This window comes from Methyloprofundus sedimenti, from assembly GCF_002072955.1.
GTDB lineage: Bacteria > Pseudomonadota > Gammaproteobacteria > Methylococcales > Methylomonadaceae > Methyloprofundus > Methyloprofundus sedimenti.
In genome coordinates this window covers 2,157,752-2,181,970 of the sequence record NZ_LPUF01000001.1, presented here as the reverse complement: position 1 = coordinate 2,181,970, position 24,219 = coordinate 2,157,752, and the positions used below count along the sequence as shown (strand labels likewise).

17 protein-coding genes and 1 pseudogene are annotated in these 24,219 nt (G+C 41.2%); 7 read left to right on the top strand and 11 right to left on the bottom strand.

Annotated features, from left to right (window positions below):
• Positions 1–558 precede the first annotated feature (558 nt).
• Positions 559–1,872: a group II intron reverse transcriptase/maturase gene (gene ltrA / locus AU255_RS09655; protein ID WP_080522674.1), complete on the bottom strand. Its 1,314-nt coding sequence runs from the start codon at positions 1,870–1,872 to the stop codon at positions 559–561.
• Between the two features lie 149 nt (positions 1,873–2,021).
• Here ltrA and AU255_RS09650 point away from each other — a divergent pair.
• A protein-coding gene (locus tag AU255_RS09650; protein WP_143735875.1) for an IS3 family transposase occupies positions 2,022–3,163 on the top strand; the annotation gives its coding sequence in 2 pieces (ribosomal slippage) (positions 2,022–2,277 and positions 2,277–3,163; 1,143 coding nt in all).
• A gap of 677 nt (positions 3,164–3,840) precedes the next feature.
• Here AU255_RS09650 and AU255_RS21380 read toward each other — a convergent pair.
• Positions 3,841–3,969: a transposase gene (locus AU255_RS21380; RefSeq protein WP_143735897.1), complete on the bottom strand. Its 129-nt coding sequence runs from the start codon at positions 3,967–3,969 to the stop codon at positions 3,841–3,843.
• Between the two features lie 123 nt (positions 3,970–4,092).
• On the opposite strand from AU255_RS21380, the pseudogene AU255_RS09645 reads away from it, so the two are divergent.
• Positions 4,093–4,497, top strand: a pseudogene (locus AU255_RS09645) (transposase); the annotation flags it as partial.
• A 24-nt stretch (positions 4,498–4,521) separates the two neighbouring features.
• Here the strand turns inward: AU255_RS09645 and AU255_RS09640 are convergent.
• Positions 4,522–5,400, bottom strand: a complete 879-nt coding sequence (locus AU255_RS09640; protein WP_080521034.1) for an IS982 family transposase — start codon at positions 5,398–5,400, stop codon at positions 4,522–4,524.
• A gap of 26 nt (positions 5,401–5,426) precedes the next feature.
• On the opposite strand from AU255_RS09640, the gene AU255_RS09635 reads away from it, so the two are divergent.
• On the top strand, positions 5,427–6,422 hold the full coding sequence (locus AU255_RS09635; protein ID WP_158083096.1) for a transposase: 996 nt from the start codon (positions 5,427–5,429) through the stop codon (positions 6,420–6,422).
• Between the two features lie 272 nt (positions 6,423–6,694).
• On the opposite strand, the gene AU255_RS09630 is transcribed toward AU255_RS09635, so the two are convergent.
• The 6 genes from AU255_RS09630 to rimK all read right to left on the bottom strand — a co-directional run bounded on the left by AU255_RS09630 (position 6,695) and on the right by rimK (position 15,430).
• The gene (locus AU255_RS09630) at positions 6,695–7,306 is read right to left on the bottom strand and encodes a YdbL family protein (protein ID WP_233144602.1); all 612 of its coding nucleotides are present in this window, start codon (positions 7,304–7,306) and stop codon (positions 6,695–6,697) included.
• A 12-nt stretch (positions 7,307–7,318) separates the two neighbouring features.
• Positions 7,319–9,385: a hypothetical protein gene (locus tag AU255_RS09625; protein ID WP_080522671.1), complete on the bottom strand. Its 2,067-nt coding sequence runs from the start codon at positions 9,383–9,385 to the stop codon at positions 7,319–7,321.
• Positions 9,386–9,410: 25 nt separating this feature from the next.
• A complete protein-coding gene (locus AU255_RS09620) occupies positions 9,411–11,852 on the bottom strand; it encodes an amino acid permease (protein ID WP_080522670.1) in 2,442 nt (813 codons plus the stop codon).
• A 33-nt stretch (positions 11,853–11,885) separates the two neighbouring features.
• Entirely contained in the window at positions 11,886–13,298 is a 1,413-nt protein-coding gene (gene mgtE, locus AU255_RS09615; RefSeq protein ID WP_080522669.1) for a magnesium transporter, read from the bottom strand.
• Between the two features lie 157 nt (positions 13,299–13,455).
• Entirely contained in the window at positions 13,456–14,499 is a 1,044-nt protein-coding gene (locus AU255_RS09610; protein ID WP_080522668.1) for a succinylglutamate desuccinylase/aspartoacylase family protein, read from the bottom strand.
• A gap of 4 nt (positions 14,500–14,503) precedes the next feature.
• On the bottom strand, positions 14,504–15,430 hold the full coding sequence (rimK, locus tag AU255_RS09605; protein WP_080522667.1) for a 30S ribosomal protein S6--L-glutamate ligase: 927 nt from the start codon (positions 15,428–15,430) through the stop codon (positions 14,504–14,506).
• Between the two features lie 583 nt (positions 15,431–16,013).
• On the opposite strand from rimK, the gene AU255_RS09600 reads away from it, so the two are divergent.
• A complete protein-coding gene (locus tag AU255_RS09600; protein WP_080522666.1) occupies positions 16,014–16,889 on the top strand; it encodes a universal stress protein in 876 nt (291 codons plus the stop codon).
• Between the two features lie 344 nt (positions 16,890–17,233).
• Here the strand turns inward: AU255_RS09600 and acs are convergent, their stop codons facing one another.
• Both acs and exaC read right to left on the bottom strand, forming a co-directional pair.
• Positions 17,234–19,186: an acetate--CoA ligase gene (gene acs, locus AU255_RS09595; protein WP_080522665.1), complete on the bottom strand. Its 1,953-nt coding sequence runs from the start codon at positions 19,184–19,186 to the stop codon at positions 17,234–17,236.
• A gap of 134 nt (positions 19,187–19,320) precedes the next feature.
• The gene (exaC, locus tag AU255_RS09590) at positions 19,321–20,847 is read right to left on the bottom strand and encodes an acetaldehyde dehydrogenase ExaC (protein ID WP_269844782.1); all 1,527 of its coding nucleotides are present in this window, start codon (positions 20,845–20,847) and stop codon (positions 19,321–19,323) included.
• Positions 20,848–21,713: 866 nt separating this feature from the next.
• Between exaC and AU255_RS09585 the strand changes: the two genes are divergently transcribed.
• From AU255_RS09585 to AU255_RS09575, 3 genes are all read left to right on the top strand, one after another.
• The gene (locus AU255_RS09585; protein ID WP_080522664.1) at positions 21,714–22,334 is read left to right on the top strand and encodes a hypothetical protein; all 621 of its coding nucleotides are present in this window, start codon (positions 21,714–21,716) and stop codon (positions 22,332–22,334) included.
• A gap of 174 nt (positions 22,335–22,508) precedes the next feature.
• A complete protein-coding gene (gene purB, locus AU255_RS09580) occupies positions 22,509–23,873 on the top strand; it encodes an adenylosuccinate lyase (protein WP_080523323.1) in 1,365 nt (454 codons plus the stop codon).
• 107 nt (positions 23,874–23,980) lie between these two features.
• Positions 23,981–24,163 (top strand): DUF4160 domain-containing protein, encoded by a 183-nt coding sequence (locus AU255_RS09575; protein ID WP_233144601.1) that lies wholly within the window; start codon positions 23,981–23,983, stop codon positions 24,161–24,163.
• Positions 24,164–24,219: the final 56 nt, after the last annotated feature.

Here is a 24,219-nt window from a genome sequence, read left to right as displayed (position 1 = left end):
TTTTACATTAAGTGGGGTGAATTTTTGTTGAAGGTGTTTTTGATTATTGTTAACTCGAGATCAATATAATAGATTTTGATCTCAAAGGATGTTTCTTGGGCCCTGTAAATTTTACTAAAAATCAGGCATAAATTTTGTTAAGACTTATGTTAATTACTATTTATATAAGTAAGCCTGAAAGAATGTAACTGCTATCAGTTTTTTCTCTTGAAAGAGGGTTTTCTGATCTTCTAATCCAAATGGGGCGTCAATCTCTGAGGCTGCTTAAGCGCGCCACTATCGTTCGCGAAAGTTGCGACAGGATCCGTCCAGTCTCCGCAGCGAAAAACTACGTGGCAACTATTGCCTTCCACAGCCCGCGTTCATCCTGCGTCCGTGCCGCTTCGCCATGCCATCGCAAGCTCGACACTGGCTTCACAAGTACTACCACAAATAACTTGATTCTGTGTCGTGTCGAAATACCTTGTATTTTGTCTCCACCTTCGCTATATCGGGTCAGAGGGAGCCGCAGCTCCCGTCTGCCCACAGAACCGTGCGTACGGGTCCGTACACGGCTCCTCACGCAAGACGTATCCATTGAGAAACTTCAAACCAATGCTCTAACTTTCGGTCGGATCGTATTTCCTGCCCTTTCAGATTTATAAACCAACTGTTCGGATAAGCCCTCGTCACTGCTCGCGCATTGGAGAGTTGCCACCGTTTGTTGTTTGAAAAGACGGCTTTTGATGCTTGTTTTCGTGGTACGCCCCGTTTGGCCAGTTTTCGATATAGATGCTGTTTTCTCTTTTGTTGATCGACTATTCGTGATCGTAGTCGTCGCCTGATATGGGCTTCGATTTTATTCAATTGTGAGGGGTAGTAAGTCAAACTGTAGTAATTTGACCAGCCCACATACCATTGATTGATCTCGTCCAGTGATGTATCCAGAGTCTGATGTGTACCTCGCGGTGTCAGTTCTTCGATTTTACTCATGGCTGTTTGCAGGGCTTTATGCGCAATGGCAATTGTCCCCTTAACCACGGTAAAACCTAAAAACTTTACCGCATCGGATTTAGCCACCTGGCTTTTCTCCTGATTCACTTTCAGTTTCAGCTTCTTTTCGATGAATTGGCTGACTTTTTCCATCACTCGATCTGCCGCTTTTTGCGATTTTACGAAGATATTACAGTCGTCCGCGTACCTGCAAAATTCCAGTCCACGTTTTTCCAATTCCTGATCCAGTTCATCCAGAACGATATTGCTCAGCAAGGGACTGAGTGAGCCCCCTTGCATTGCGCCTTCCTTGCTGGGGTTGACGATGCCATTGATCATGACGCCGCTACGCAACATGTTTCCGACTAGGCGAAGTATCCGTTTGTCGGATATTTTCTCGCCCATTCGGGCTATCAGCCTGTCGTGATGGATTCTATCAAAAAACTTGGATAGATCTATATCCACCACGTAGGGCTTGCCACTGTTCACTATCTGTTGTGCCGCTTGTACCGCTTCGTGCTGGCTTCGCCCTGGGCGAAATCCATAGCTGTGCGGTGAAAAATGCGGATCAAAGACCGGTTCCAGCAGTAGCTTTAATGTTGTTTGTACCACTCGATCCCGTACCGTCGGTATGCCGAGTAGTCGTACACCTTTGCCTCCCGGCTTGGCTATTTCTACTCGACGGACTGGCGAGGGTTGATAAGTCCAGTTTGCGAGTTCCTCTTGCAACTGACTTAGCTCTTCGTCTAAACGAGTTTCAAAGTCTGCAATGGTTATTCCGTCTATGCCGGGTTTACCTTTGTTTTTCTTTACCTGTTTAAAAGCGACGCCCAAGTATAAGGTTGAGCATAACTGGTCGAAAAGTCTGGGTTCCTCTATTAATAGGTCGTGTTCGTTCATTTCACTTTTTTTTCTTTCTTTTGCAATGGGCTTTCTTCAATCTCGCACAACCGATTCGTTCACTGTTTACGACGCGAATGTAGTGGTCTAATAATCCTGTACTAAACGATAGGAGTTTATAATAACCCCTTAATCAAAGATGCAGACCAATGAGTAAACGAAAAAGTTATACAACAGAATTTAAACATGAAGCGGCCAGTCTGGTATTAGATCAGGCATATTCCATAAATGATGCTTGCGAAGCTATGGGCGTTGGTACTACAGCAATGCGCCGTTGGGTCACTCAATTAAAAGAAGAGCGTCATGGTGTTACGCCAAAAGGAAGCCGAGCGATTACTTCTGATCAGCAAAAGATTCAAGATTTGGAAAGTCAGATAAAGAAACTAAAGAGGGAGAAAGAGATTTTAAAAAAGGCTTCAGCTCTCTTAATATCGGACGTGTATCAATTTTAATGCTAATTGATGAGTTAAGAGAGCAATACAAACAATGCGAATTATTGCAAACATTTGAGATGAGTCGTAGTAGTTACAACTACCACCGTAAGCATGCAAACAAGGCAGATCCTGAGCGAGACAGGTTAAAATCCAAGGTTATTGCGTTACATGAAGCGAGCCGCAGTTCAGCGGGGAGTCGTACCCTTTCTGCTCAATTAAAACAGCAAGGTGAATCTGTTGGACGCTTCAAAACACGGAGTTTAATGCAAGAAGCGGAGCTGACAAGTAAACAGCCAGGCGCACATCGTTACAAGGTGGCTGAAAAGCCATCAAACATAGCGGATAACCACTTAAACCGTGAATTTTCTACCGAACTGGCTAATCAAGTTTGGTGTGGTGATGTCACCTATATTTGGTCGGGTACAGGCTGGATATATTTAGCATTGGTGATTGATTTAAATGCGCGCCGTATCGTGGGGTGGGCTTGCTCAACTAGTCCTGACTCAGTATTGACTACACGAGCGTTAAAATTAGCTTATGCGGCTAGAGGAGAGCCCAAGAACTTGATGTTTCATTCTGATCAGGGGTGCCATTACACCAGTAAGGTATTCCAGCAGCAATTGTCGGAATATGAGATCAAGCAAAGCATGAGTCGGCGTGGTAACTGTTGGGATAATGCACCTATGGAGCGTTGTTTTAGAAGCTTTAAATCTGAATGGATGCCTAAGACTTTTTATTCATCTTATGAACAGGCAGAGAAAGATATTATGCAATACATCAAGTATTACAATAGTTTCCGTGTACATAGTTATAACAATTATTTAACCCCAATCCAAGCGGAGAAAGAAGCCGCTTAAAAAACCGATCGTTATGTACGAATTTACTTGACCACTACAGAATAGAGGGTTGTTCCTGTTAGGCTGATCTCAGTCCATCAGTTTATAATCAACGGCCATGGCCGCTTACGTGTTCCGCCCTTCACCTCCAACGTCCTGTTGCTGATTTGATGTTTTACCCTCCTTCATGTCACCATGAATTCATCGGCACCAAACTTTACGATTACTATGGCTTCATCTGAAAACCCTCGGTTCATAACGTCTACATTACTGTAGCGCTTAGGGCTTAAGGAGTCGCAGTTACTCCGACCCAAAGCCGACGGCTCTTCACTGGGTAAGATAGTCAACTATCTCTCGATCTACCTACCTTCAATACAACAACACGTTACGGTGAGAATATTGGACTTCGGTGGTCGCGGGCACCCTATCCCCTTGTTGCCGCCTTACGAAGGTTCACTTTCGTTTAGGTGATCGATTTGGCTAGAGCTTCCTTCAGATTCCGCATTGGCTCCCAATAACCGTGTTTCCCTGTTGGGTAGCTACCGGGAGTTTCTTTGGACACCCTTGCTTTCGCCTACTTTTTCCCTTGTTAATTTCTTTATTTGGGCTTCCAGGTCTTGAATCTTTTGCTGATCAGAAGTAATCGCTCGGCTTCCTTTTGGCGTAACACCATGACGCTCTTCTTTTAATTGAGTGACTCAACTGCGCATTGCTGTAGTACCAACGCCCATAGCTTCGCAAGCATCATTTATGGAATATGCCTGATCTAATACCAGACTGGCCGCTTCATGTTTAAATTCTGTTGTATAACTTTTTCGTTTACTCATTGGTCTGCATCTTTGATTAAGGGGTTATTATAAACTCCTATCGTTTAGTACAGGATTATTAGACCACTACATACATTAGATGTTAAGGAACTAGGATTTCAGCACACCGAAACTATTATCACTTCAGGACAACCGCCTTTTAATCCTGCTGCTTTATTAAAACTCTATTTATATGGTTATTTGCAGGGGATTCGCAGCAGTCGCAAATTGGAAAGTGAGACTCGACGTAATTTGGAGGTGATGTGGCTAGTTGAAGGATTGTTACCCACATACAAAACGATTGCCGATTTTCGCAAAAGCAATAGTACGGCATTGAAAGCGGCTAATCGTGACTTTTTGTTGCTATGTAAAGAACTGTCCTTATTTGGTGGAGAGACAGTCGCGGTGGATGGGAGTTTTTTTAAAGGCGACGTCAGTAAGCAAGGTATTTACACCGAGGATAAGCTTAAAAAACAGCTTGAGGCATTGGAAAAGAAAATCACCCAATATCAAGATGAACTAGATAAACAGGATACTGCCGATAATAAATTAACCTGAGTTCGGGATAAGACGTCATAACAAAGGTAATAAATCTTCTCTACGTAAGTTGAGTGCAGGCTTTTTTTCCTGGTAAGAATAAGCAACTAAACAAGCAACAATATTGATCATATAATTCGTAAGCGAACGATGTCTAGAGTGCTCAAGCTGAAAAATATTTTTAAGTTGATCATTGATAGTTTCAATAATGCTACGCTTTCTCAATAAAAGTGCATCAAAAGCAGCTATGACTCGTGGTTTCATATTTTTCTTGAGAGTTGTGATTAACTCAACATCATCGGTTGCTAAAAGTTCAGTGAGTTTTTTAGAAATATATCCTCTATCGCCAAAAAGCTTTCCAATCAGATTTTTAGCCAATTTTGGTACGGGTTTACGGTCATCAACATTCCCTTTCGTGATTGAAAAAGAAAGTATTTCCCCTCGATCATCCACAATAATGTGTAATTTAAACCCATAGAACCAGCCCGTAGAAGACTTGCCTCGTTGGGCCACATCTTTGAAAGTTTTATGGCGCGGAATACGAATATTTTTACAAACGCAAAGGGGTGTTGAATCAACAAATGCAATACCTTCACTTCGGCCACAACGTGTTTGCATAAAAGCCGTTAAAGGACCGATAATATCGGGCAATAATTCAATGAAACGGTTATAACTCGGCACCTTTGGGAAAGCTTTAGATAAGTTTTTGGGCAAGTAGCGTAAATAAAACCATTTAAATGTGTCATACCCTGACTGATGATAGTAAACAATCAAAGTAATTATTTCACTGGGGCTAATGCAACGCTTTTTCCGTCTTTTCTTTTCACCGTTTTCTATTTGGGTTTTCTCCCAGTGGGGTAAAAAGGTTTTACAAAAATCATCTACATCACAAAATAATCGGGTTAAACTTAGCATTGGGCAGTCTTAGAAAAAATAAATTCTTGGTTGTTTCTATTTTTTCAGATTTTCAAAAGACTGCCCACCTTTTCTTATCCCGAACTCAGGTTAAATTAGATCAAGACTCGTTAAATGAAGATAAAAACTTGGTTGAAAAGCTGGCGATAATCAAACAGAAAAAGGCAGAAAAAGAAGCGTTGCAGCAACAGTTAAAAGACCGTGGTGAAAAGCAAATTTCTACAGTTGATGAAGATGCGCGGCTTTTGACCAAACGCGGAGAAACGGTGGCGGGCTATAACGTTCAAATCGCTGTTGATAACAAACACCGTTTGATTGTTGCCGAGGACGTGGTGCAAGACGGTAATGACATGCAGCAGCTTGCGCCGATGCTGGAAAAGGCTCAGAGCATTTTGCAATCAGAAAATCTTGATGGCCTGGGGGACTCAGGTTATTTCAATGGAAGCCAAATAAAAGCCTGTGAAGATCAAAATATCACGGTTTATGTCCCTGTCCCTGATAAGTCTAGGCGCATGGCTGAAAAAGGACGATTAACCCGTGAACAATTTGAATATGATACTGAGCAAGATTGCTATGTTTGCCCTCAAGATGAAAAACTGACTCGACGAGGCAAGCCTTTGCAAAAAGGTGGCAAAAACTATATTCGTTACAAAAGCGATGCCGCTGTTTGTGCGGAATGTCCTTTGCAAAAAAAATGTCTGAGTGAAAAAGCAAAATCAAAACAAATAGAGCGTTGGGAGCATGAAGAAGTCGTTGACCACCACAAGCAACGTATGGCAAAAAATCCCAATAAAATGCGTCAGCGAGCGGCATTAGCTGAACACCCTTTTGGTACATTAAAACATCGAGCAGGCATAAATCACTTTTTGATGCGCGGATTAGAAAAATACGGTGGTGAATTTGGTTTAATGGTCTTAGGTTATAACTTTGTCCGCGTAATAAACCTGCTCGGCGTCGATTTTCTAAGGGATTATTGCGTCCAACGACAAAAAAATAAATTAAAAAACAGCCAATATGCTTAAAAATAGTGGGAAAAAGGACTTTTTTCTAAGAAAAAACGTCATTTTTAGAAATATATACTTTAAAAGCTTGCAAAACAGGCCCTGTTTTAAAAAAATGGGGATTTAGTGATGAATACTTTCATAGCCTCTATAGCTTTGCCCATCCTACAGATTTTTAACTTGTTTAAGTTATTTCATGCACGTTTCTAAGTATCAAAGAGACAAATGGTTGAGTATCGATGCATTGAGTGCTGGATATTTCAGCGGACTATAAAATCCACCTTATAATCGCATTATTTCTGTTTCCAGCTACCACTCGGTGTCTGATACCACCAGCCAGACTCTGCATTACTTATCCAACGATCAGCAAAAGTTGATTTAATTTGCTCAAACCATTCTGGATGTCCATTTGCCTGGGCAATCGCTTGATATAATTTATTACGATCTGCATTTTCTGCCGCAATCAATTTATTGACTTTGTTACGATCTTTTAATGATGGCTCCACTTTTACTGTCAAAAATCCATCAGATTTAATACCAATCACTCCTTGCCGATAAAATACACTTAACTCGGCAAACCGGGCACGCATACTTGCTGTGATGCGTCTAATATCGGCACTATCAACAGACAGGTTCGCCTCCGCATGCGCTGAGCTAATAAACACAGAGACCGCCTGATCAACCAGCTTATAAATATTTGTTTGCCATTCAGGTGATCGAGACTGAGGTGACTCCTTTTTTTGAGGTGACTCCTTTTTTTGTGGAATTTCAGGCTCGGTACTCTGTATATCCTGAATTATTTCATCCGCAACCTGTTCAGCCGCGGCTGCAGGAAAGTAAATATTAATCGTGACACAGGCTGTTAAAAACAGTGCACTTAGAAAAGTTATCTTTTTTATATTCATGATCTTATCCCATTACTCAATAATGACCTGATCAGAGGCCGTAATTCTTTTTAATCGATTTATTAATACATTCCAGTCTAACCTAGGATTATAGCCAATGATATCAATTCTTGGCAGGCCTCCTCCTTTGATCAGGTAAAAACCATTGTCTATAGCTTCAACGCCCATCAGTTGGCAAACGCCCTGATGCAGATAACAACCAAAACCTAATTTGTTATAGCCAAAAGTTTTAAATAAACCTAGAAAGCCTCTAGATAATACATCTGTTGCGCCCCCCCCGCCAATACTAGCAATGTTTTCTACTGCTTTCTGGCTTATTCGATGGGTAGAATTATCATCTTCGGGAGTGCCTAACCATGCATAGAAAGAAACGGGTTGCCAATTTTCCAGATATAAATTTTGCACAAAACCCGATAAGCGTCCTTCAATATATCCAGTATTAAATTTACGTGTAATAACGCCTAAATCCAGATTATCAAATTCTATATCGGCATGAAATTGAGGCAGATGGCTAAACAAACCGGAAGAGGCCAGGTTTTTAATGCTCACCTCGCCATCAAATACTTGCATTTTCAATTTACCATCCAAAGACAAGGTTTTATCTTCATAGCGTACCGAGGGGATGTAACCGTTAATAGTACCCGAAAGCGGTTCCCAGTTAAGAGCTGTAGATAACTTTTCTAATGATAAATTATTAATTGAGCCGTCGAAATGTACGGTTGCATCATTATTAATCTCCACAGCAGCGAAACTAAAATTATTGATCGATAAAATCCCTCCTAAAACCGCTAAATCAGCCTGTTTCAATAGCTTGAGCTGTCTATCAAAACTGATAAAGTCCAGCTGCCCTGCCTGAAATGGAATCGCATGAATTTTTAATTGCTGCCAGTTAATAAAAGAGGCTTGAATAGCAGACAGGTGCTTTGCCCAATTTATCTGTGCGTTTGCTTGATTAATGTATAAGCCTTGCTCTGCAGCATTTAGAACCAGATTTTTAAGCTCTATATTGACTTCCGAGACACTATCCAGTTTTAACTGGAGCTCTGCATCAATTGAACCCGTCAAATCAATGCCAGCAAAGACACCCGACTCCAGAAAAGGGAGTAGATAAACCGGTGCAGCAGACTTTAACTGAGCAATATGCACTGACAAAGCAGCTTCTTCTATACTTAGTCCAGCATGATAATTCAGCCTTGCATTACCTTGTAACAATATAGCCTCAGGGTGTTCAAAGGTAAGCATATCTATCTGGATTTTTTTCTGATCTGGCTGCCAAAACCCGTTCGCCGTTAAAGCTAGCAGATTGTTTTTATCAACTTGCAGGAATACCGGATCTACAAACAATCCACCTTCCTGAATACGACTGTTATTATGCCATTGCCAGCCATTCTTTTGTTTAACTGCATTGAGTTCTGTTACTAACATGACATTGTCACTCGCCACGCCACCGCTCTCATCATGCATGGATAAATTTTTCATTACGGCTGAAACAAGCAGAGTTTGTACAATGTCATGATTACCCGTTAGCTTTATTTCAAAATCAACCAAGCCCTGAGTTATCTTGGCAAAATCCAATACAAACATAGCATTTAAATCGACAAGATTAATATTTTTCGCTTTAATATGCACTTGCCATTTTTCAGCATTTTCTTGAGCATAAATGGAGATTTGTCCACCGAATAGGGACAAGTGGTTAATCTCTAATTTACTTTTATCATGATTAACCTGTAAGGAAAAATCGAAGGCAAGTGTTTTAAATTGCTTTGAATGGAAACGCCCCAGCCCCCTTGTACAATTTAAATAATTTTCATGCCACTCAATTTGCTGGCACTGAACGCTGACTGATGTAATATGCTCCAGGGGAGAAGGTAAAACCAGTGTTGCTGAAGCAAGTGATATTTGAGGAGTTTGATTTAGTTGGCTCAGTGTCAGTATTGCATTCTTTAATGCCCAGTCATCTGCCGTTATTTGATTCACGTTAAAGGTTATAGAATCCACAGCATAGACACTGAAAGCACAACAAAATGCGAGTAAAATAACACGTGTACAAAATTTTAAACCCGCATATTTTTTTTGCATTTTGAATGGTGCACCTTAACTCTCATTAACTATGTAAGCTCTCTGCCAGTTTTTCCGCATAAATTAATTTTGCTTTTGCCTTACCGTGGCGTCTCACAACTTTTTGCAACTCTACCTCTAATTTAGCCAGGTCATCAGCGGAATCTTCGATTTCTTTCTCTAAAAGTTGTTCTTTTTCGTCCTGTAACTTTTCCAATTTTTGTTGGAAAAAATGATATAAATCACGTGCATCTTCTAAAGAATCAAGTATTTCAGCACTATCAGCTGCCGTGCCATTTTCAGGTTCGGTATCTAGCTCAAAGTCATGATTTGCTAAGGTAAGTACAACAGGCGGCAAATCCGATATTATTTCATCTAATGAATCGCCACCAATTGTCAAAAATTGTTGCTGATGCAATTTAAACGGTAAAAAAATCATATCCGCATCTGCCGACTCATCAATCATCGTATCATGACTTATACTGTCAATTAACTTTAAGTTTGCTGGGATCCTAATATCGATAAGGTGCTGCTGCAAATCATCAGTATTAATTGCTTTACCGTTAACAGGCAAACAAAGCAAACGTAATTCACAATCTTCAAAGGCTTGATTGCGCTTCATAAGGTACGCTAATAACAGGGCCAAATGACTGCTATCACCACCCCACCACCATATATCAATACGCTTGGCAACATCACTGACCGAACTAATATCTAATTCAATCTTAGGCTCGACCAGAATCAATAAATTACACTCTAATTTCAGAGCTACTCGCAAATGCTGAATACCGGGTCGTGAATTTAAGTTATCGTTCTTAATCTGCCAGGGCAAAAGAACGGTATTGGCGCGCAAAGGTCCGATACCGTGCGCCTGTATTAAAGTATGAATACCGGTACTAATAGATGGCGCAGTAAGTACTAAAGGAAACGCCTGCAGGTCCTGTTGCTGCAATTCTGCCAGCAAAGCCGCCTCTTCCTGCTGCCTGCGTCTTACTAATTCAGCACCTGAGCCCTGAACGATCTTGACCACTGTGGTAAAGCCACTTTGTAGTTCTAGCAATGAAGCAAATTGATACAGCATTTTGCTGCCGGGATAGTGAATCGGAAATAATAAAATATTAGGCCGCCAATCACGAGGGTGCTCTGGTGATTTATAGGCCGCTAACAAATGCTCACGCACCCGGAATAGATGGAAAGAACGCCAGCCGTCCGCCCAGCGAGACCGCATGCCGGTATTACGCAGATAATAATAAATGGCAATTAAAATCGACAGCGCAATAACGCCAGCAATAATATTAATCGCCAGCATGGCCCCTAAACACAGCATTCCACCCAATAAACTGAGATTTTTGTTAAACCAGCGAAATGTCGGGCGAAACGAGGGACTCTCAGAAGAAGCTTCAAAGTATGTTGCAAAATTGATTAAGCCATAAGAAATCAAAAAAAACATACTGACCACGGGCGCAATCATATCAAGTTGCCCCATAAATACAGTGAACAGCGCAATCACTGCTGATAATAAAACCCCACGCCGAGGATTATTTGTCTCTCCAACCCCTTTAGCAAAAGGCAATAAACACCGCCATAAGCGATCACTGGCCAAAGATTGCAAAACCCTGGGAGCACCTAAAAAAGAAGCTAATGCGGATGAGAGTGTCGCTGCAAATACACCCGCGACAATAGTATAATCAAGCGCAGCTACCTGAGTCATTGGGTTAGCAACATTAATCAAGTCCGTTTTAGGCATAGACCCGGCATAAAAGAACACTGCCAACAAATAGACAACAATCGACAAGAAAACCGCACTAAAAGTACCCACAGGCAGGCTATAAGTCGGATTTTTTAAATCACCGGACATATTTACTCCTTGTGTAAAACCCGTCACAGCGGGAAAAAACAAGGCAAATATCACCCAAAACTGGACATTATTATCTACCGCAGCCCAGTTACTTGCTAATATCTCCACATCCCAGGACTGAGTTGCACCCCAAAAAAATGAAACAATCGCCAAAACCAAAATACCCATTACAAAAAATTGCACACGGTTCGCCCAATCCGCACCCAACCAGGCAAAAAATCCCAGCACCAAAATCGCTATAGCGGCTAATGACTGAACACCAAGAGCTAAAGTATCAGGTAACATGGTAATCAGTATTTCAGCAAAACCGAGACTGTAAAAACCGATGGAAATGGCCTGCGCTAAAAATAAAACAATACCAATAGCGCCACCAAAAGCATGACCTAAAGTCCGGGAAATAAGGTAGTAAATCCCGCCCACTTTAACTTGTAAATTAGTAGAAATAGCTGCAAGAGATAAGCTACTGAGTACAGAAATTGAATTGGCTAATACTAAGATAATTAAAGTTTGTGCCACGCCGGCGGTACCGACAATATAGCCCAAACGTAAAAAGAGAATAATGCCAAGAATAGTAAGAATGCTAGGTGTGAAAACACCAGCAAAAGTGCCTAATTTAGCGGAAGTTTTCATGGCGTGTCTGATTGTTATAAGTCGACTGCGGTTTTACAGAAAAGCTGTCGCCATACCTAAGAAAATGAAAAAGCCGAACGCATCAGCGAAGAAAGTAACCAGCACATGAGCGCCCATCGCAGGATCTAAATTATATTTATGACGTAACCACGGAATTGAAACAGCAACAAAAGCAGTCAGCACAAAATTTAATAACATTGCGAAACCCATCACCGTACCGATTCCGGCACTGTATAAACTGCCGACAAAAACGCCCATGATACCCCCCCAGATCACGCCGTTGATTAAACTAATACCCACTTCCTTGATATAAAATTGGCGAATATTATGATCTGTTACGTGCCCTAATGCCAGAGAACGAATAATCAAAGTGCAGGCCTGGTTGCCTACATTACCCGCCGTAGCACTCACAATCGGCATCAGGGTGGCTAATATGACTAGTTCAACAATTTTATCTTCAAATGCGCCAATAACGCGCGTGGCAATAAAGGCAGAAAATAAATTAATCGCTAGCCATAGCCAACGATTTTGAGCGCTGGAAAAAATACCCGAAAAACGATCTTCACTATTAACAAAACCAATTTGGCGAAGCAATTGCTGCTCCGAGCTTTCATGCATAAAATCTACAATATCATCAACGCAGATACGACCAATGAGTTTGTTTTCGTCATCAACAACCGGAGCTGCTATTAATTCATAACGATTGAAAGTAAAAGTCGCTTGCTCTGCACTATCACCCGTCGCGAACGTAATCGTACTGTGACTCATCACCTCACTGACTTTTTTGTCAAACGCAGAGGTAATTAGTTTTTGCAGCGGCAATAACCCCATCAAAGTATTATGCTGATCAACAATATAGATATAGTGACTATGCTCAGGTAAAGTACCTAACTTACGACAATAGGCAAGTACCTCTTTAACACTTTCCTCTGGTGTTGCAGTCAGCATACTGTAATCCATCAGCGACCCAACTGTACCGGCAGGATAGGATAATGCTTGTTCCAGTTGCTTACGCTGCTCTGCTGTCAGCGATTGCAGAATAAGATTAACCGCCTGCTCAGGAAGACTCGAAGCCAGATTGGCCAAATCACCGATGTCCTTGCTGTGCAATTTATCTGCAGCGTTTACCATCTCTGCTATCGGCATATCTGCCAGCATTGATTCTCTCACTGGCTCAGCTAAAGACAACAGTATCTCACCGCGTTGTTCTACTGGAATCTGCTTCCAGACATCGCGCCGATCTTCTGTTGCTAAACTTTCGAGAATATGTGCAATATCAGCAGCATGTAGATGACTGAGTTTTTGCTTCAGGCGCTGTTGCTGTTGTTCACTTAATTTAACAAAGGGAATTTGAGCGCTTTTCGGTGTTTTATGCTGAATCAAAAAATGTTGAACATCATTCAAAACTTGCTTGAGATGATCTTTGCTAATAAACCCGTTATGCATAATGAACTCCTTGATTTAAATATTAAGAAACCAGGTATTTCGATCAATGACTCAGAAAATAATATAAATCTTATTACATGTGCCAAACGTTATGCGGCTTCAGCCCACCTTTATCAAAAGGTGTGATATTTGCGGGAAAATTACGTTTTAATCAAGTTTAGGTAATAATAAACTCGTCATCATCATCCATAGATGGCGTAATATGATGATCCTGAAAAGTTTCCAATTGTTCTGCTACTTCCTTATGATCTTCGAATTTAGCCAGATGATAGACCGCCTCTCCCTCATACACCAATGGAATTTCCGAGCGCCCTATCACCAACCCATTATACGGAGACAACACTTCAAACTCTGCGTTACTGATCGGGTCACTGATAACACCTAACACTTCTTTACGTTTAATATAACTCCCTAACGATTTGACAGTACGAAAAATACCACTTGCAGGTGCTCTTACCCAACTACTGGAACGTGCGATATAAGGCTCTTTTATCCCTTTTCTATTTTTCCTTGCAATAATCATTTGCAAATACCCCATCACTTCTAATATGCCTTGCAGTCCTGCGCGTATACTAAACTCATCAAAGCGTAAAGCTTCTCCCGCCTCATAAAGCAACATCGGAATGCCCTGCTCTGCCGCAGATTCTCTCAAGGAACCATCACGTAAATTAGAATTAATTAAAACAGGCACATTAAAGGCTTTGGCCAAAGCCAAAGTTTCTTCATGATCCAGATTTGCACGAATTTGCGGCAAGTTACTGCGATGAATCGCGCCCGTATGCAAATCAATACCATGCGTACACTGCGCGACAATTTCACGCATAAATAGCTCTGCCAGCCTGGCAGCTAAAGAACCTTTAGCCGACCCCGGAAAAGACCGGTTCAAATCACGACGATCAGGCAGATAGCGAGAATGATGAATAACGCCATAAACATTCACCATGGGAATGGCAATTAAAGTACCTTTCAATCGCTTTAAAGCAGATTGTTTTAATAAGCGCCGTACGATCTCCACCCCGTTCAATTCATCGCCATGTATAGCTGCACTGACAAACAACCGAGGTCCAGGGCGTTTACCATGAATCACATGTACCGGCATAGTCATTGGGGTATGTGTATATAAAGGTGGTAAGGGCAAATCGACCACCAAATTACTCCCCGGTTTTATCACCTGCCCATTGATAACAAGATCGGTTTGCATGGTATCAGCCTTTACCGTGAGTACGGGTTTTAGGCAAACTATTCGCTGTAGCAATAGGAGCCACTTTTCTTTCTATGCACTGGATAATTAAATCCGCAACATCTTTACCACTCGCACCTTCGATACCTTCAAGGCCTGGTGATGAATTTACTTCCATCACTACCGGGCCATGATTAGAACGCAGTATATCCACGCCGCAGACATTCAAGCCCATTATTTTTGCGGCACGGATCGCAGTAGATCGCTCTTCTGGTGTTAATTTAGCCAGTTTCGCACTACCACCTTGATGCAGATTAGAACGGAACTCGCCTTCAACCCCTTGTCTTTTCATCGCGGCAACGATTTTGCCATCGATAACAAAGCAACGCAGATCAGATCCCCCCGCTTCTTTAATAAATTCCTGCACCATAATATTCGCTTTTAGCCCCATAAAAGCCTGAATAACACTTTCTGCGGCTTTATGCGTTTCTGCCAAAACCACACCTATTCCTTGAGTACCTTCTAGTAATTTAATCACTAGCGGTGCGCCGCCAACTTCTCTGATTAAATCTTCAATATCATCCGGGTTATTAGCGAATCCAGTGACTGGCAAGCCTATGCCTTTACGCGCTAATAACTGGGTAGAACGTAATTTATCGCGTGAACGACTAATGGCTACTGATTCATTTAATGGAAAAACATTCATCATTTCAAACTGTCTTAGTACAGCAGTACCATAGAATGTCACTGATGCACCAATTCTTGGAATAACTGCATCAAATCCTGTTAAGTCTTCGCCACGATAATGAATCGATGGATTCAGGGATGTGATATTCATATAGCAACGCAATGCATCAAGAACTCTTACCTCATGACCCCGATTTTCAGCCGCCTCGATTAAACGTCTGGTAGAGTATAGCCCGGCATTACGAGATAAAATTGCAATTTTCATAAAATATTTCCTAAGTTAAACAATAAGTAAGTTTGTCATTCTGTTTGAATCATAACCCACATAACCAGAGGCAATAATACATGTGCCAGTGTTCTTGTGAATTAAGGTCATACGGGGGCAATCAGAGCAATATAAAAATTATCTAAAACATCAGAATGACCTGATTTGTGACCTCAGGATTCTAATAAATCCTTAAGCTTAATTCTTATGTTAATACGCTAATATATCAAGTTAATTTTTGTGTGTTGTATAATAACTTAAGAAGATTATTTAATTTTCACAGGGGGTGGTTTCAGCTCACCAACACCCGATAACGGTAGTAAAGGCGGGTTCAAGCCCCTCCTTACAATTAAAAAATGCGTCTAAGTTAGTAACTAGTTATTTCACTCAAAACATCATTATAAAGCATAGAAACTATTACCAGAGGCTTTTTGTCACAAATCTTTAAGCCTAAATAATCAACTCTAAAAAGTTTCGCATTGGTATTCTTTAAACTGGAATTTAAGTTCAGCTTGGGATACAGTTGCATTTAGCAAATCTTATATCTAGGGTAAATTAATCACCCTTTTCCGAGTCATTTATAATGAGTAATTTACCTAAACACTTATATTGGGCGATAGAGCACCCGGCAGAACGATCTGTAAAGGCCTTATATTGGCGTAAAGTTCACACCTTGGCGCATGTTTTCTCAATACCTGTTACGATGTTAAATGCTACAGATACACCCAGAATATTTAAAGGCTTACGTTTATCAAATACGAAGCTTGCAGAATTGCATGCAGCAGAAAAGCAACAAATCCAGGATCAATTAGACGCTCTACAGGCACTGTTTGTAACAAAATATCATGTACAAGCCAGCTATAAAATGATCACCGAAAAGCCTTTTTTCGAAGCGGCTATAAATCTGGTAAAACAGCAAGAAAATACCTGGATGGTAGCGCAAAGTTCCGCAAAAATAGGCATTCCAAATATTGTCTGGCAATTACTTCGAAACTGCCCTATTCCAACGTATATAGCGAAAGAAAAAAACTGGCGTATGCCTTTAAATATCCTGGCCGCCATTGATCCGACACACGAAAATGACAAACAATCGGCGCTTGATCATAAAATACTGGCCACTGCGGCAGAAATTGCTAACCTATGCCAAGCGAAATTACATATCATCCACTGCTACTCGCCCGTAATTTTGGCTGACCATGAAATACAAAAATGTCTTGAAAAAATATATAGAGAAAATTCCCACGAAATTATAGATGAATATGATATCGACAGTCATAATGTTCACCTTATTGCAGGTGATCCGGCAGAGGAAATTGAAGAATTATGCCAAACACTGGATATTGATCTAGTCATTATGGGGGCAGTTTCGCGCAACAGTTTAGAACGGATATTTATTGGTAACACGGCTCAAGAGGTGTTACCTATTCTTGAGGCTGATGTACTATTGCTTAAAGTTTAGCTGTTAAGCAGGCATGATGGCTGGAAACGTTTGTTTTGCATGCGCTTTGTTTATTCAAAAACAATAGCATCGACCCTGACTTTGATTTATGCAAATCGATTAAAGACCAGCCCCGAACGCAGACATAAAGTGAAATGTTCACCCACGTTTGCTATCGCATATCTTCGAGGTATTTTTGCGCAAGCAGGACTGGTAACTGATTTTGGCTGAGTTTTTTTCATTAAACACTTCAACTACCCCGGTCAATTCACTCGTAGCGACGATATTACACGCAGAGTAACTTGATAAATTCCTGAGAAACTTCAGTATAGTTAAGAAACACTATTAATTTAGTACTGCCCGACTTATTTATTTAGTCTGTTTTTAATAATGTCTTCCACCACTTCAGGATCAGCCAAAGTTGAGGTATCACCCAGACTGTCAATCTCATTAGCCGCTACCTTACGCAAAATACGGCGCATAATTTTCCCCGAACGAGTTTTAGGGAGTTGCTGTGCCCATTGAATTAAATCAGGACTAGCAATTGGCCCAATATCAGCACGGACTAAATCCACCAGTTCTTTTCTTAATGCGTCATTGCCTTCTATACCTATATGCAAAGTCACAAAAGCATAAATTCCCTGCCCTTTAATATCATGTGGATAACCAACAACGGCAGACTCAGCGATTAAAGGATGTTCATCAAGTGCAGATTCTACTTCTGCGGTACCCATGCGATGCCCGGAAACATTAATGACATCATCAACACGGCCAGTAATCCAGTAATAGCCGCGCTCATCACATCGTGCACCGTCACCGGTAAAATAATAACCGGGATAACTTTTAAAATAAGTATCAATAAAACGCTGATGATCACCATAAATACTGCGCGCCTGTCCTGGCCACGGACGTTCTAGTACTAAAACACCTTCAGAACCATCGTCTATCACCTGCCCTTCATTACTCAAAATTGCAGGCTTAACGCCAAAAAAAGGACGCGTTGCTGAACTGGGTTTTAATTCTGTTGCTCCTGGCAAAGGCGTAATTAAAATACCCCCCGTTTCGGTTTGCCACCAGGTGTCGACTATCGGACAATTTTCTTTGCCCACCTGTTGATAATACCATTCCCATGCTTCAGGATTGATCGGCTCACCGACGGAACCTAATACACGTAAACTACTACGATCTGTATTTTCTAAGTATTGGTCACCTTGTGCCATTAATGCTCTCAGTGCCGTAGGCGCAGTATACATAATATTTACTTTATGCTTATCGACCACTTGCCAAAAACGGCTGGCATCGGGATAAGTCGGCACACCTTCAAAGAGTAAAGTAGTCGCGCCATTACATAAGGGGCCATAAATCATATAGGTATGACCTGTAATCCAGCCTATATCAGCCGTACACCAATAAATCTCGCCATCCTGATAATCAAAGATATATTTATGTGTCATAGCCGCATACAGCAAATAACCGCCTGTGGTGTGCAATAAACCTTTGGGCTTGCCTGTAGAGCCAGAGGTATAAAGTATAAACAAGGGCTCTTCAGCATCCATCCATTCGGGTTCACATGTTATTGCTGCCTCTGCCATCGCCTGCTGATACCAGACATCGCGCTCAGCATTCCATGCGACTGGATTTGCCGTATTTTTAATCACTATCACGCTTTGCACGCAGGGACAGGATGCGATGGCCTTGTCAACTGTTGCTTTAATAGGGATGATTTTACCGCCTCGATAACCTTCATCCGCACAAACGACCAGCTTACAATCAGAATCATTAATCCGGTCTTTTAAGGCTTCAGCTGAAAAACCGCCAAACACAATCGAATGCACTGCTCCAATACGTGTACAGGCTAATATGATCGCAGCGGCTTCAATAATCATTGGTAAATAAATACATACCCGATCACCTTTTTTAACACCTTGCGCTTTTAAAACATTAGCAAACTGACACACCTCTTGATACAACTCTCGGTAGGTCATTTTTTTATCTTGGGCAGGATCATCGCCCTCCCAAAGCAATGCCATCTGTTCACCTCGGGTAGCTAAATGTCTATCCAGACAATTCACACTCACATTGAGTTTCCCGCCCTCAAACCAGCTAATTTTACCTTGAGTATAATCATAATCCATGACCTTTTCCCAGGGCTTTTGCCAGTCTAAAATAGTCTCCGCCTGTTCTGCCCAAAAGGTTTCCGGGTGTTCGATAGATTGCTGATATAAAGCTAAATATTGCTCGTTGTTTATATGAGCGTTTTGTGCAATTTCAGCTTTAACCGGGTAGGTTTTGTGTTCGTAGGTGTGATGACTGGACATAGGGTTCACAAGTAATTAAAGTGGCTTAAGATTAGATAATAAGAATTTCCAGACAAAACACAAATAGGGCGATACTTTAGCCTGCCTTGCATGCCTCAGAAAGCGGGCTATAGCACCGCCCTGACTGAGAGTTTCTAGAAAAAACCTAATGGGTTTATATCATAACTAACCAACATATTCTTGGTTTGCTGATAATGATTGAGCATCATTTTATGTGTTTCCCTACCAATACCTGACTTTTTATAACCGCCAAAAGCAGCGTGAGCAGGATAATGATGATAACAATTGACCCACACACGCCCTGCCTGAATACCACGTCCCATCCGATAGGCGCGATTCATATCACGCGTCCACAGCCCTGCACCTAAACCGAATTCTGTATCGTTGGCAATAGCCAGAGCTTCTGCTTCATCTTTAAAAGTTGTAACAGATACAAAGGGGCCGAAAATTTCTTCCTGAAAAATACGCATTTTATTATGTCCCTGCATCACGGTCGGTTGAATATAGTAACCTTCATCCAGTTCACCTCCAAGTGCTTCAATATTGCCTCCCATCAAAAGTTTAGCGCCCTCCTGCTTACCTATCTCAACATAATTCAGGATTTTATCGTACTGCGCTTTTGATGCCTGAGCACCGACCATGGTTTCAGTATCAAGAGGGTTACCCCGTTTGATTTTTTCTGCACGTGCAATTACTTTTTCGATAAAGGCATCATAAATAGATTCCTGAACTAAAAGCCGCGATGGACACGTACACACTTCTCCTTGATTGAAAAAAGCCAGGATAGCACCTTCAATGCACTTACTGACATATTCATCTTCCTGATCCAGGACATCAGCAAAGAAAATATTCGGCGATTTACCGCCCAATTCAACGGTAGAAGGAATAATATTTTCAGCAGCACATTTCAGAATATGCGAACCCACAGGTGTGGATCCAGTAAACGCAATTTTGGCAATACGTTTACTGCTAGCCAGAGCCTGACCTGCCTCGCTACCAAAACCGTTCACAATATTCAGTACACCCGCAGGCAATAGATCGCCAATCAATTCCATCAGTATCAAAATAGAAACAGGCGTTTGCTCTGCCGGTTTCATCACCACACAATTTCCAGCAACTAAAGCAGGCGCTAATTTCCAGCAAGCCATTAATAAAGGAAAGTTCCAGGGGATAATTTGCCCAACGACACCAAGTGGTTCGTGAAAATGATAGGCTACGGTGTTCTCATCAATTTCTCCGATAGACCCTTCCTGCGCCCGCATACAACCGGCAAAATAGCGAAAATGATCAGCACATAAAGGGATATCCGCCCCCAGAGTTTCTCTTACCGCTTTACCATTATCCCAGGTTTCTGCAACGGCCAGTTTTTCCAGATTGGCTTCAATACAATCAGCAATCTTCAATAAGATATTTGTCCGTGTGGTTACTGATGCTTTTCCCCAGGCATCTTTTGCTTTATGCGCAGCATCTAGTGCCAGCTCGATATCTTCTGCAGTTGAAGAGGGAATCTCACAAAAAACCTGACCATTAACGGGGCTTTTATTGTCAAAATATTGGCCTTTAACCGGGGGAACCCAGTCTCCCCCGATATAGTTTCCATAACGTGATTTAAAATCAACTTTACTATCAGTCTTATTAGGTGCGGCATATATCATTTTCATAAACTCCACTAGAATGAATAATCAAAAAAGGTTACGGTCTATCATAGTACTAAAACCTCACCTAATTTATTTCAACGCACTGCGCTGGAATACATGGACATACGCGGAGCATGGGAACGAGATTTATTCTTAAATTGTATAACCCAAAAACCACCAGGGCTTTATGCAAAATATACCGCAGGGGGGGCGTTTTACTTTATAAAAGGGTAGTGAGTTGAATAATAATCTCAATCCTGGGTCTTGGTGGTCTTATTATTGTTTTTTATACACCGCAACTTTACAAGTAAACATAAAGTTTACGCTCTAATGACTGAAATCTATACTCACCTCACTCCCAAACATTCTTATAATAATTTAATATGGAATGATCAGTCAAAGTTATTGATGTTTACTTTGCCTTATCCTTAAATTGAAAGCAATCAAGCCTGAACAGGAAAGCAATCAAGCCTGAACAGGATTGAAGTATTTTTTCTAATGGTGGAATGAGATAATGTGTCATTTCTCATTTCCAGAAATACGTTTTTTTTGTATTTAATAATCATGTTTGCAAGGTAAAAATACCCTGACAGCTTTGTTTATGGTTTAATGGCCGTCATATAACTATGGTCGAATTTGTAAAGTTGCCAGACTATTGCAAATCAACGTCATAAAGAAAATTATTGTTAAGCTTCTAATTTACAAGCAAGTTTTCTATTGACACTGAACCGTAGGCGAAATAAAGCCCTATCGAATGTTAACCAGGTTCACTGTTGAGTTTCACCATTCGAAAGTTCACTTGCTTTATTTTCAGCCAGCCTACCAGGAACCAGACCAGAGTTGTTACCTATTGGTTCTTATGCCAGTCAATTACATTAATGGAACATGCTATGGTTAAAACGAAGTTAGATGAAATTATTGAACGCCTGCGGGTAACCCAACAGGAACTGGAAGCTGAAATCGAGCGCCTATTAAAAGACAGGCGTGAACTATTTCATTACAATCTACGACGTGGCAAAGTGGTTTTTGAGCGAAATGTACGCCGTTTGCTACGCCAGCAACGAACTGGTTTATGGAGTTATTTGCGTAAAGCGCCTATGGCTCATATCTTATCATCACCCATTATCTACAGTTTAATAGTACCTCTGGTTATTCTGGATATATCGATTAGCTTTTTTCAACATACCTGCTTTCGTATCTATGGTATCCCACTGGTGAATCGATCCAAGCATATCGTTATTGACCGGCACCGCCTGCCTTATCTGAATGCTATCGAATCATTGAATTGTGTCTATTGTGGTTATGGCAACGGCCTGATTGCCTACACACGCGAAGTTATTGCTCGTACAGAACAATACTGGTGCCCGATAAAACATGCACAACGACGTCTGGACACGCACGAACGCACGCTAAAGTTTGTTGACTATGGCGACGTTGAAGGCTGGCGAAAAAATTTCAAAATAATACGTCATGACTGGTCTGACGCTAACGATGACGGTCAAAAAGAATAACCTAAACTAATAAAAGCATACTGTGCGGCAAATGGAATTGCCAAAAAATACAAGCTGTTTGCAACAAACCTTAGCAGCGCTTAAAACGACTCAGGCGTTTTTATGCACCCGTATCATCTATCTTTTGTTAAAATACCGGCATCATTCCAGCTTACAACTTGCTTATATAAAATCATGACGAATTTCTCTCTTACCGCTATTTCTCCAATCGACGGACGCTATGCAAATAAAGTCGAAGCTTTACGACCTATCTTCAGTGAATATGGATTAATTCGTTTTCGTGTTCAAGTCGAAGTTCGTTGGTTACAGGCTTTGGCACAACATAATCAAATTACCGAAGTTCCTGCCTTTAGCGCTGGAGCCAATCAACTACTAGATGCACTGGTGACGGACTTTTCAGCAGCAGATGCACAGCGCGTTAAGGATATTGAAAGTACGACTAATCACGATGTTAAGGCGGTAGAATATTTTTTAAAAGAAAAAATTGCGCATAATGCTGAATTAAATGCAGTGAGTGAATTTATTCATTTTGCCTGTACTTCAGAAGATATTAACAACCTTTCTTATGCATTAATGCTTAAAGAAGGCCGCGTTGCGATTCTTCCGCAAATCACCGATTGTATTGAAGCACTAAGAAACCTGGCCCATGATAATGCAGCTCAGCCGATGCTATCACGTACGCATGGGCAATCAGCCAGCCCGACAACCGCAGGTAAAGAATTTGCCAATGTAGTCGCGCGTATGTTGCGTCAAAAAGACCAGTTTGAAGCCGTTGAAATTTTAGGCAAAATCAATGGCGCGGTAGGGAATTACAATGCCCATGCCATAGCTTACCCGGAAGTAAACTGGCAAGAATTTTCCAAAAACTTTGTCCAGTCGTTAGGCTTATTCTGGAATGCTTATACTATTCAAATTGAGCCACATGACTATATTGCAGAATATTTCCATGCATTATCGCGTTTCAATACGATCTTATTAGACTTTGATCGTGATATCTGGGGGTATATTTCTCAGGGATTCTTTAAGCAAAAAACCATTGCTGGCGAAATTGGCTCATCGACTATGCCACATAAAGTTAACCCGATTGATTTTGAAAATTCAGAAGGGAATATTGGTTTAGCCAACGCCCTGTTTCATCATTTAGCCGAAAAATTACCGGTTTCACGCTGGCAGCGTGATTTAACGGATTCAACCGTCTTGCGTAATATTGGCGTTGGTATTGCACATACCAGTATTGCGATTCAAGCGACCTTAAAAGGTATTTCTAAATTAGAAATTAATGCAGAGATTATTGAAGCTGATTTAGCCGCCAACCTGGAAGTCCTGGCCGAACCCGTACAAACAGTGATGCGCCGTTACGGCATCGAAAAACCTTATGAAAAATTAAAGGAATTAACCCGCGGACAACGTATTACTAATGCGGACATGCAAGCCTTTATCGAAAACCTGGAAATCCCTGAAGAAGCTAAGCAAGTGTTACGTGAATTATCCCCACGTACTTACACCGGTTATGCAGAACAATTAGCGTCAGAAATTTAAGCCAATAGGTAGGTTGGGTTACATCTTTTCGTAACCCAACGCATGTGCGAAAAAGTTGGGTTAGAACAGCATCCCCAACTCTAACCTACACAACTTTAGGAATTCGTATGCCTACAATTTCAATGTTTTACGGAATTATTATACGCATGTACTTTTTCGACAATCAACAGCACAGCCTACCCCATATTCATGCGTATTATCAAGATTATAACGCTATTATTGAGATACCTAGCGGGACAATCATTGAAGGTAAATTACCAAAAGCCAAACAGAAACTTGTGGATGCCTGAATGAAATTCACAGAGATGAACTTGTGACTGACTGGGAGCTCGCAATGAACGGTGAG

What these genes read in the sequence shown, in the direction of transcription:
- ltrA (WP_080522674.1), bottom strand. Translation starts at nt 1,872, where the DNA reads ATGAACGAACACGACCTATTAATAGAGGAACCCAGACTTTTCGACCAG.
- AU255_RS21380 (WP_143735897.1), bottom strand. Translation starts at nt 3,969, where the DNA reads ATGAGTAAACGAAAAAGTTATACAACAGAATTTAAACATGAAGCGGCC.
- AU255_RS09640 (WP_080521034.1), bottom strand. Translation starts at nt 5,400, where the DNA reads ATGCTAAGTTTAACCCGATTATTTTGTGATGTAGATGATTTTTGTAAA.
- AU255_RS09630 (WP_233144602.1), bottom strand. Translation starts at nt 7,306, where the DNA reads ATGAATATAAAAAAGATAACTTTTCTAAGTGCACTGTTTTTAACAGCC.
- AU255_RS09625 (WP_080522671.1), bottom strand. Translation starts at nt 9,385, where the DNA reads ATGCAAAAAAAATATGCGGGTTTAAAATTTTGTACACGTGTTATTTTA.
- AU255_RS09620 (WP_080522670.1), bottom strand. Translation starts at nt 11,852, where the DNA reads ATGAAAACTTCCGCTAAATTAGGCACTTTTGCTGGTGTTTTCACACCT.
- mgtE (WP_080522669.1), bottom strand. Translation starts at nt 13,298, where the DNA reads ATGCATAACGGGTTTATTAGCAAAGATCATCTCAAGCAAGTTTTGAAT.
- AU255_RS09610 (WP_080522668.1), bottom strand. Translation starts at nt 14,499, where the DNA reads ATGCAAACCGATCTTGTTATCAATGGGCAGGTGATAAAACCGGGGAGT.
- rimK (WP_080522667.1), bottom strand. Translation starts at nt 15,430, where the DNA reads ATGAAAATTGCAATTTTATCTCGTAATGCCGGGCTATACTCTACCAGA.
- AU255_RS09600 (WP_080522666.1), top strand. Translation starts at nt 16,014, where the DNA reads ATGAGTAATTTACCTAAACACTTATATTGGGCGATAGAGCACCCGGCA.
- acs (WP_080522665.1), bottom strand. Translation starts at nt 19,186, where the DNA reads ATGTCCAGTCATCACACCTACGAACACAAAACCTACCCGGTTAAAGCT.
- exaC (WP_269844782.1), bottom strand. Translation starts at nt 20,847, where the DNA reads ATGAAAATGATATATGCCGCACCTAATAAGACTGATAGTAAAGTTGAT.
- AU255_RS09585 (WP_080522664.1), top strand. Translation starts at nt 21,714, where the DNA reads ATGGTTAAAACGAAGTTAGATGAAATTATTGAACGCCTGCGGGTAACC.
- purB (WP_080523323.1), top strand. Translation starts at nt 22,509, where the DNA reads ATGACGAATTTCTCTCTTACCGCTATTTCTCCAATCGACGGACGCTAT.
- AU255_RS09575 (WP_233144601.1), top strand. Translation starts at nt 23,981, where the DNA reads ATGCCTACAATTTCAATGTTTTACGGAATTATTATACGCATGTACTTT.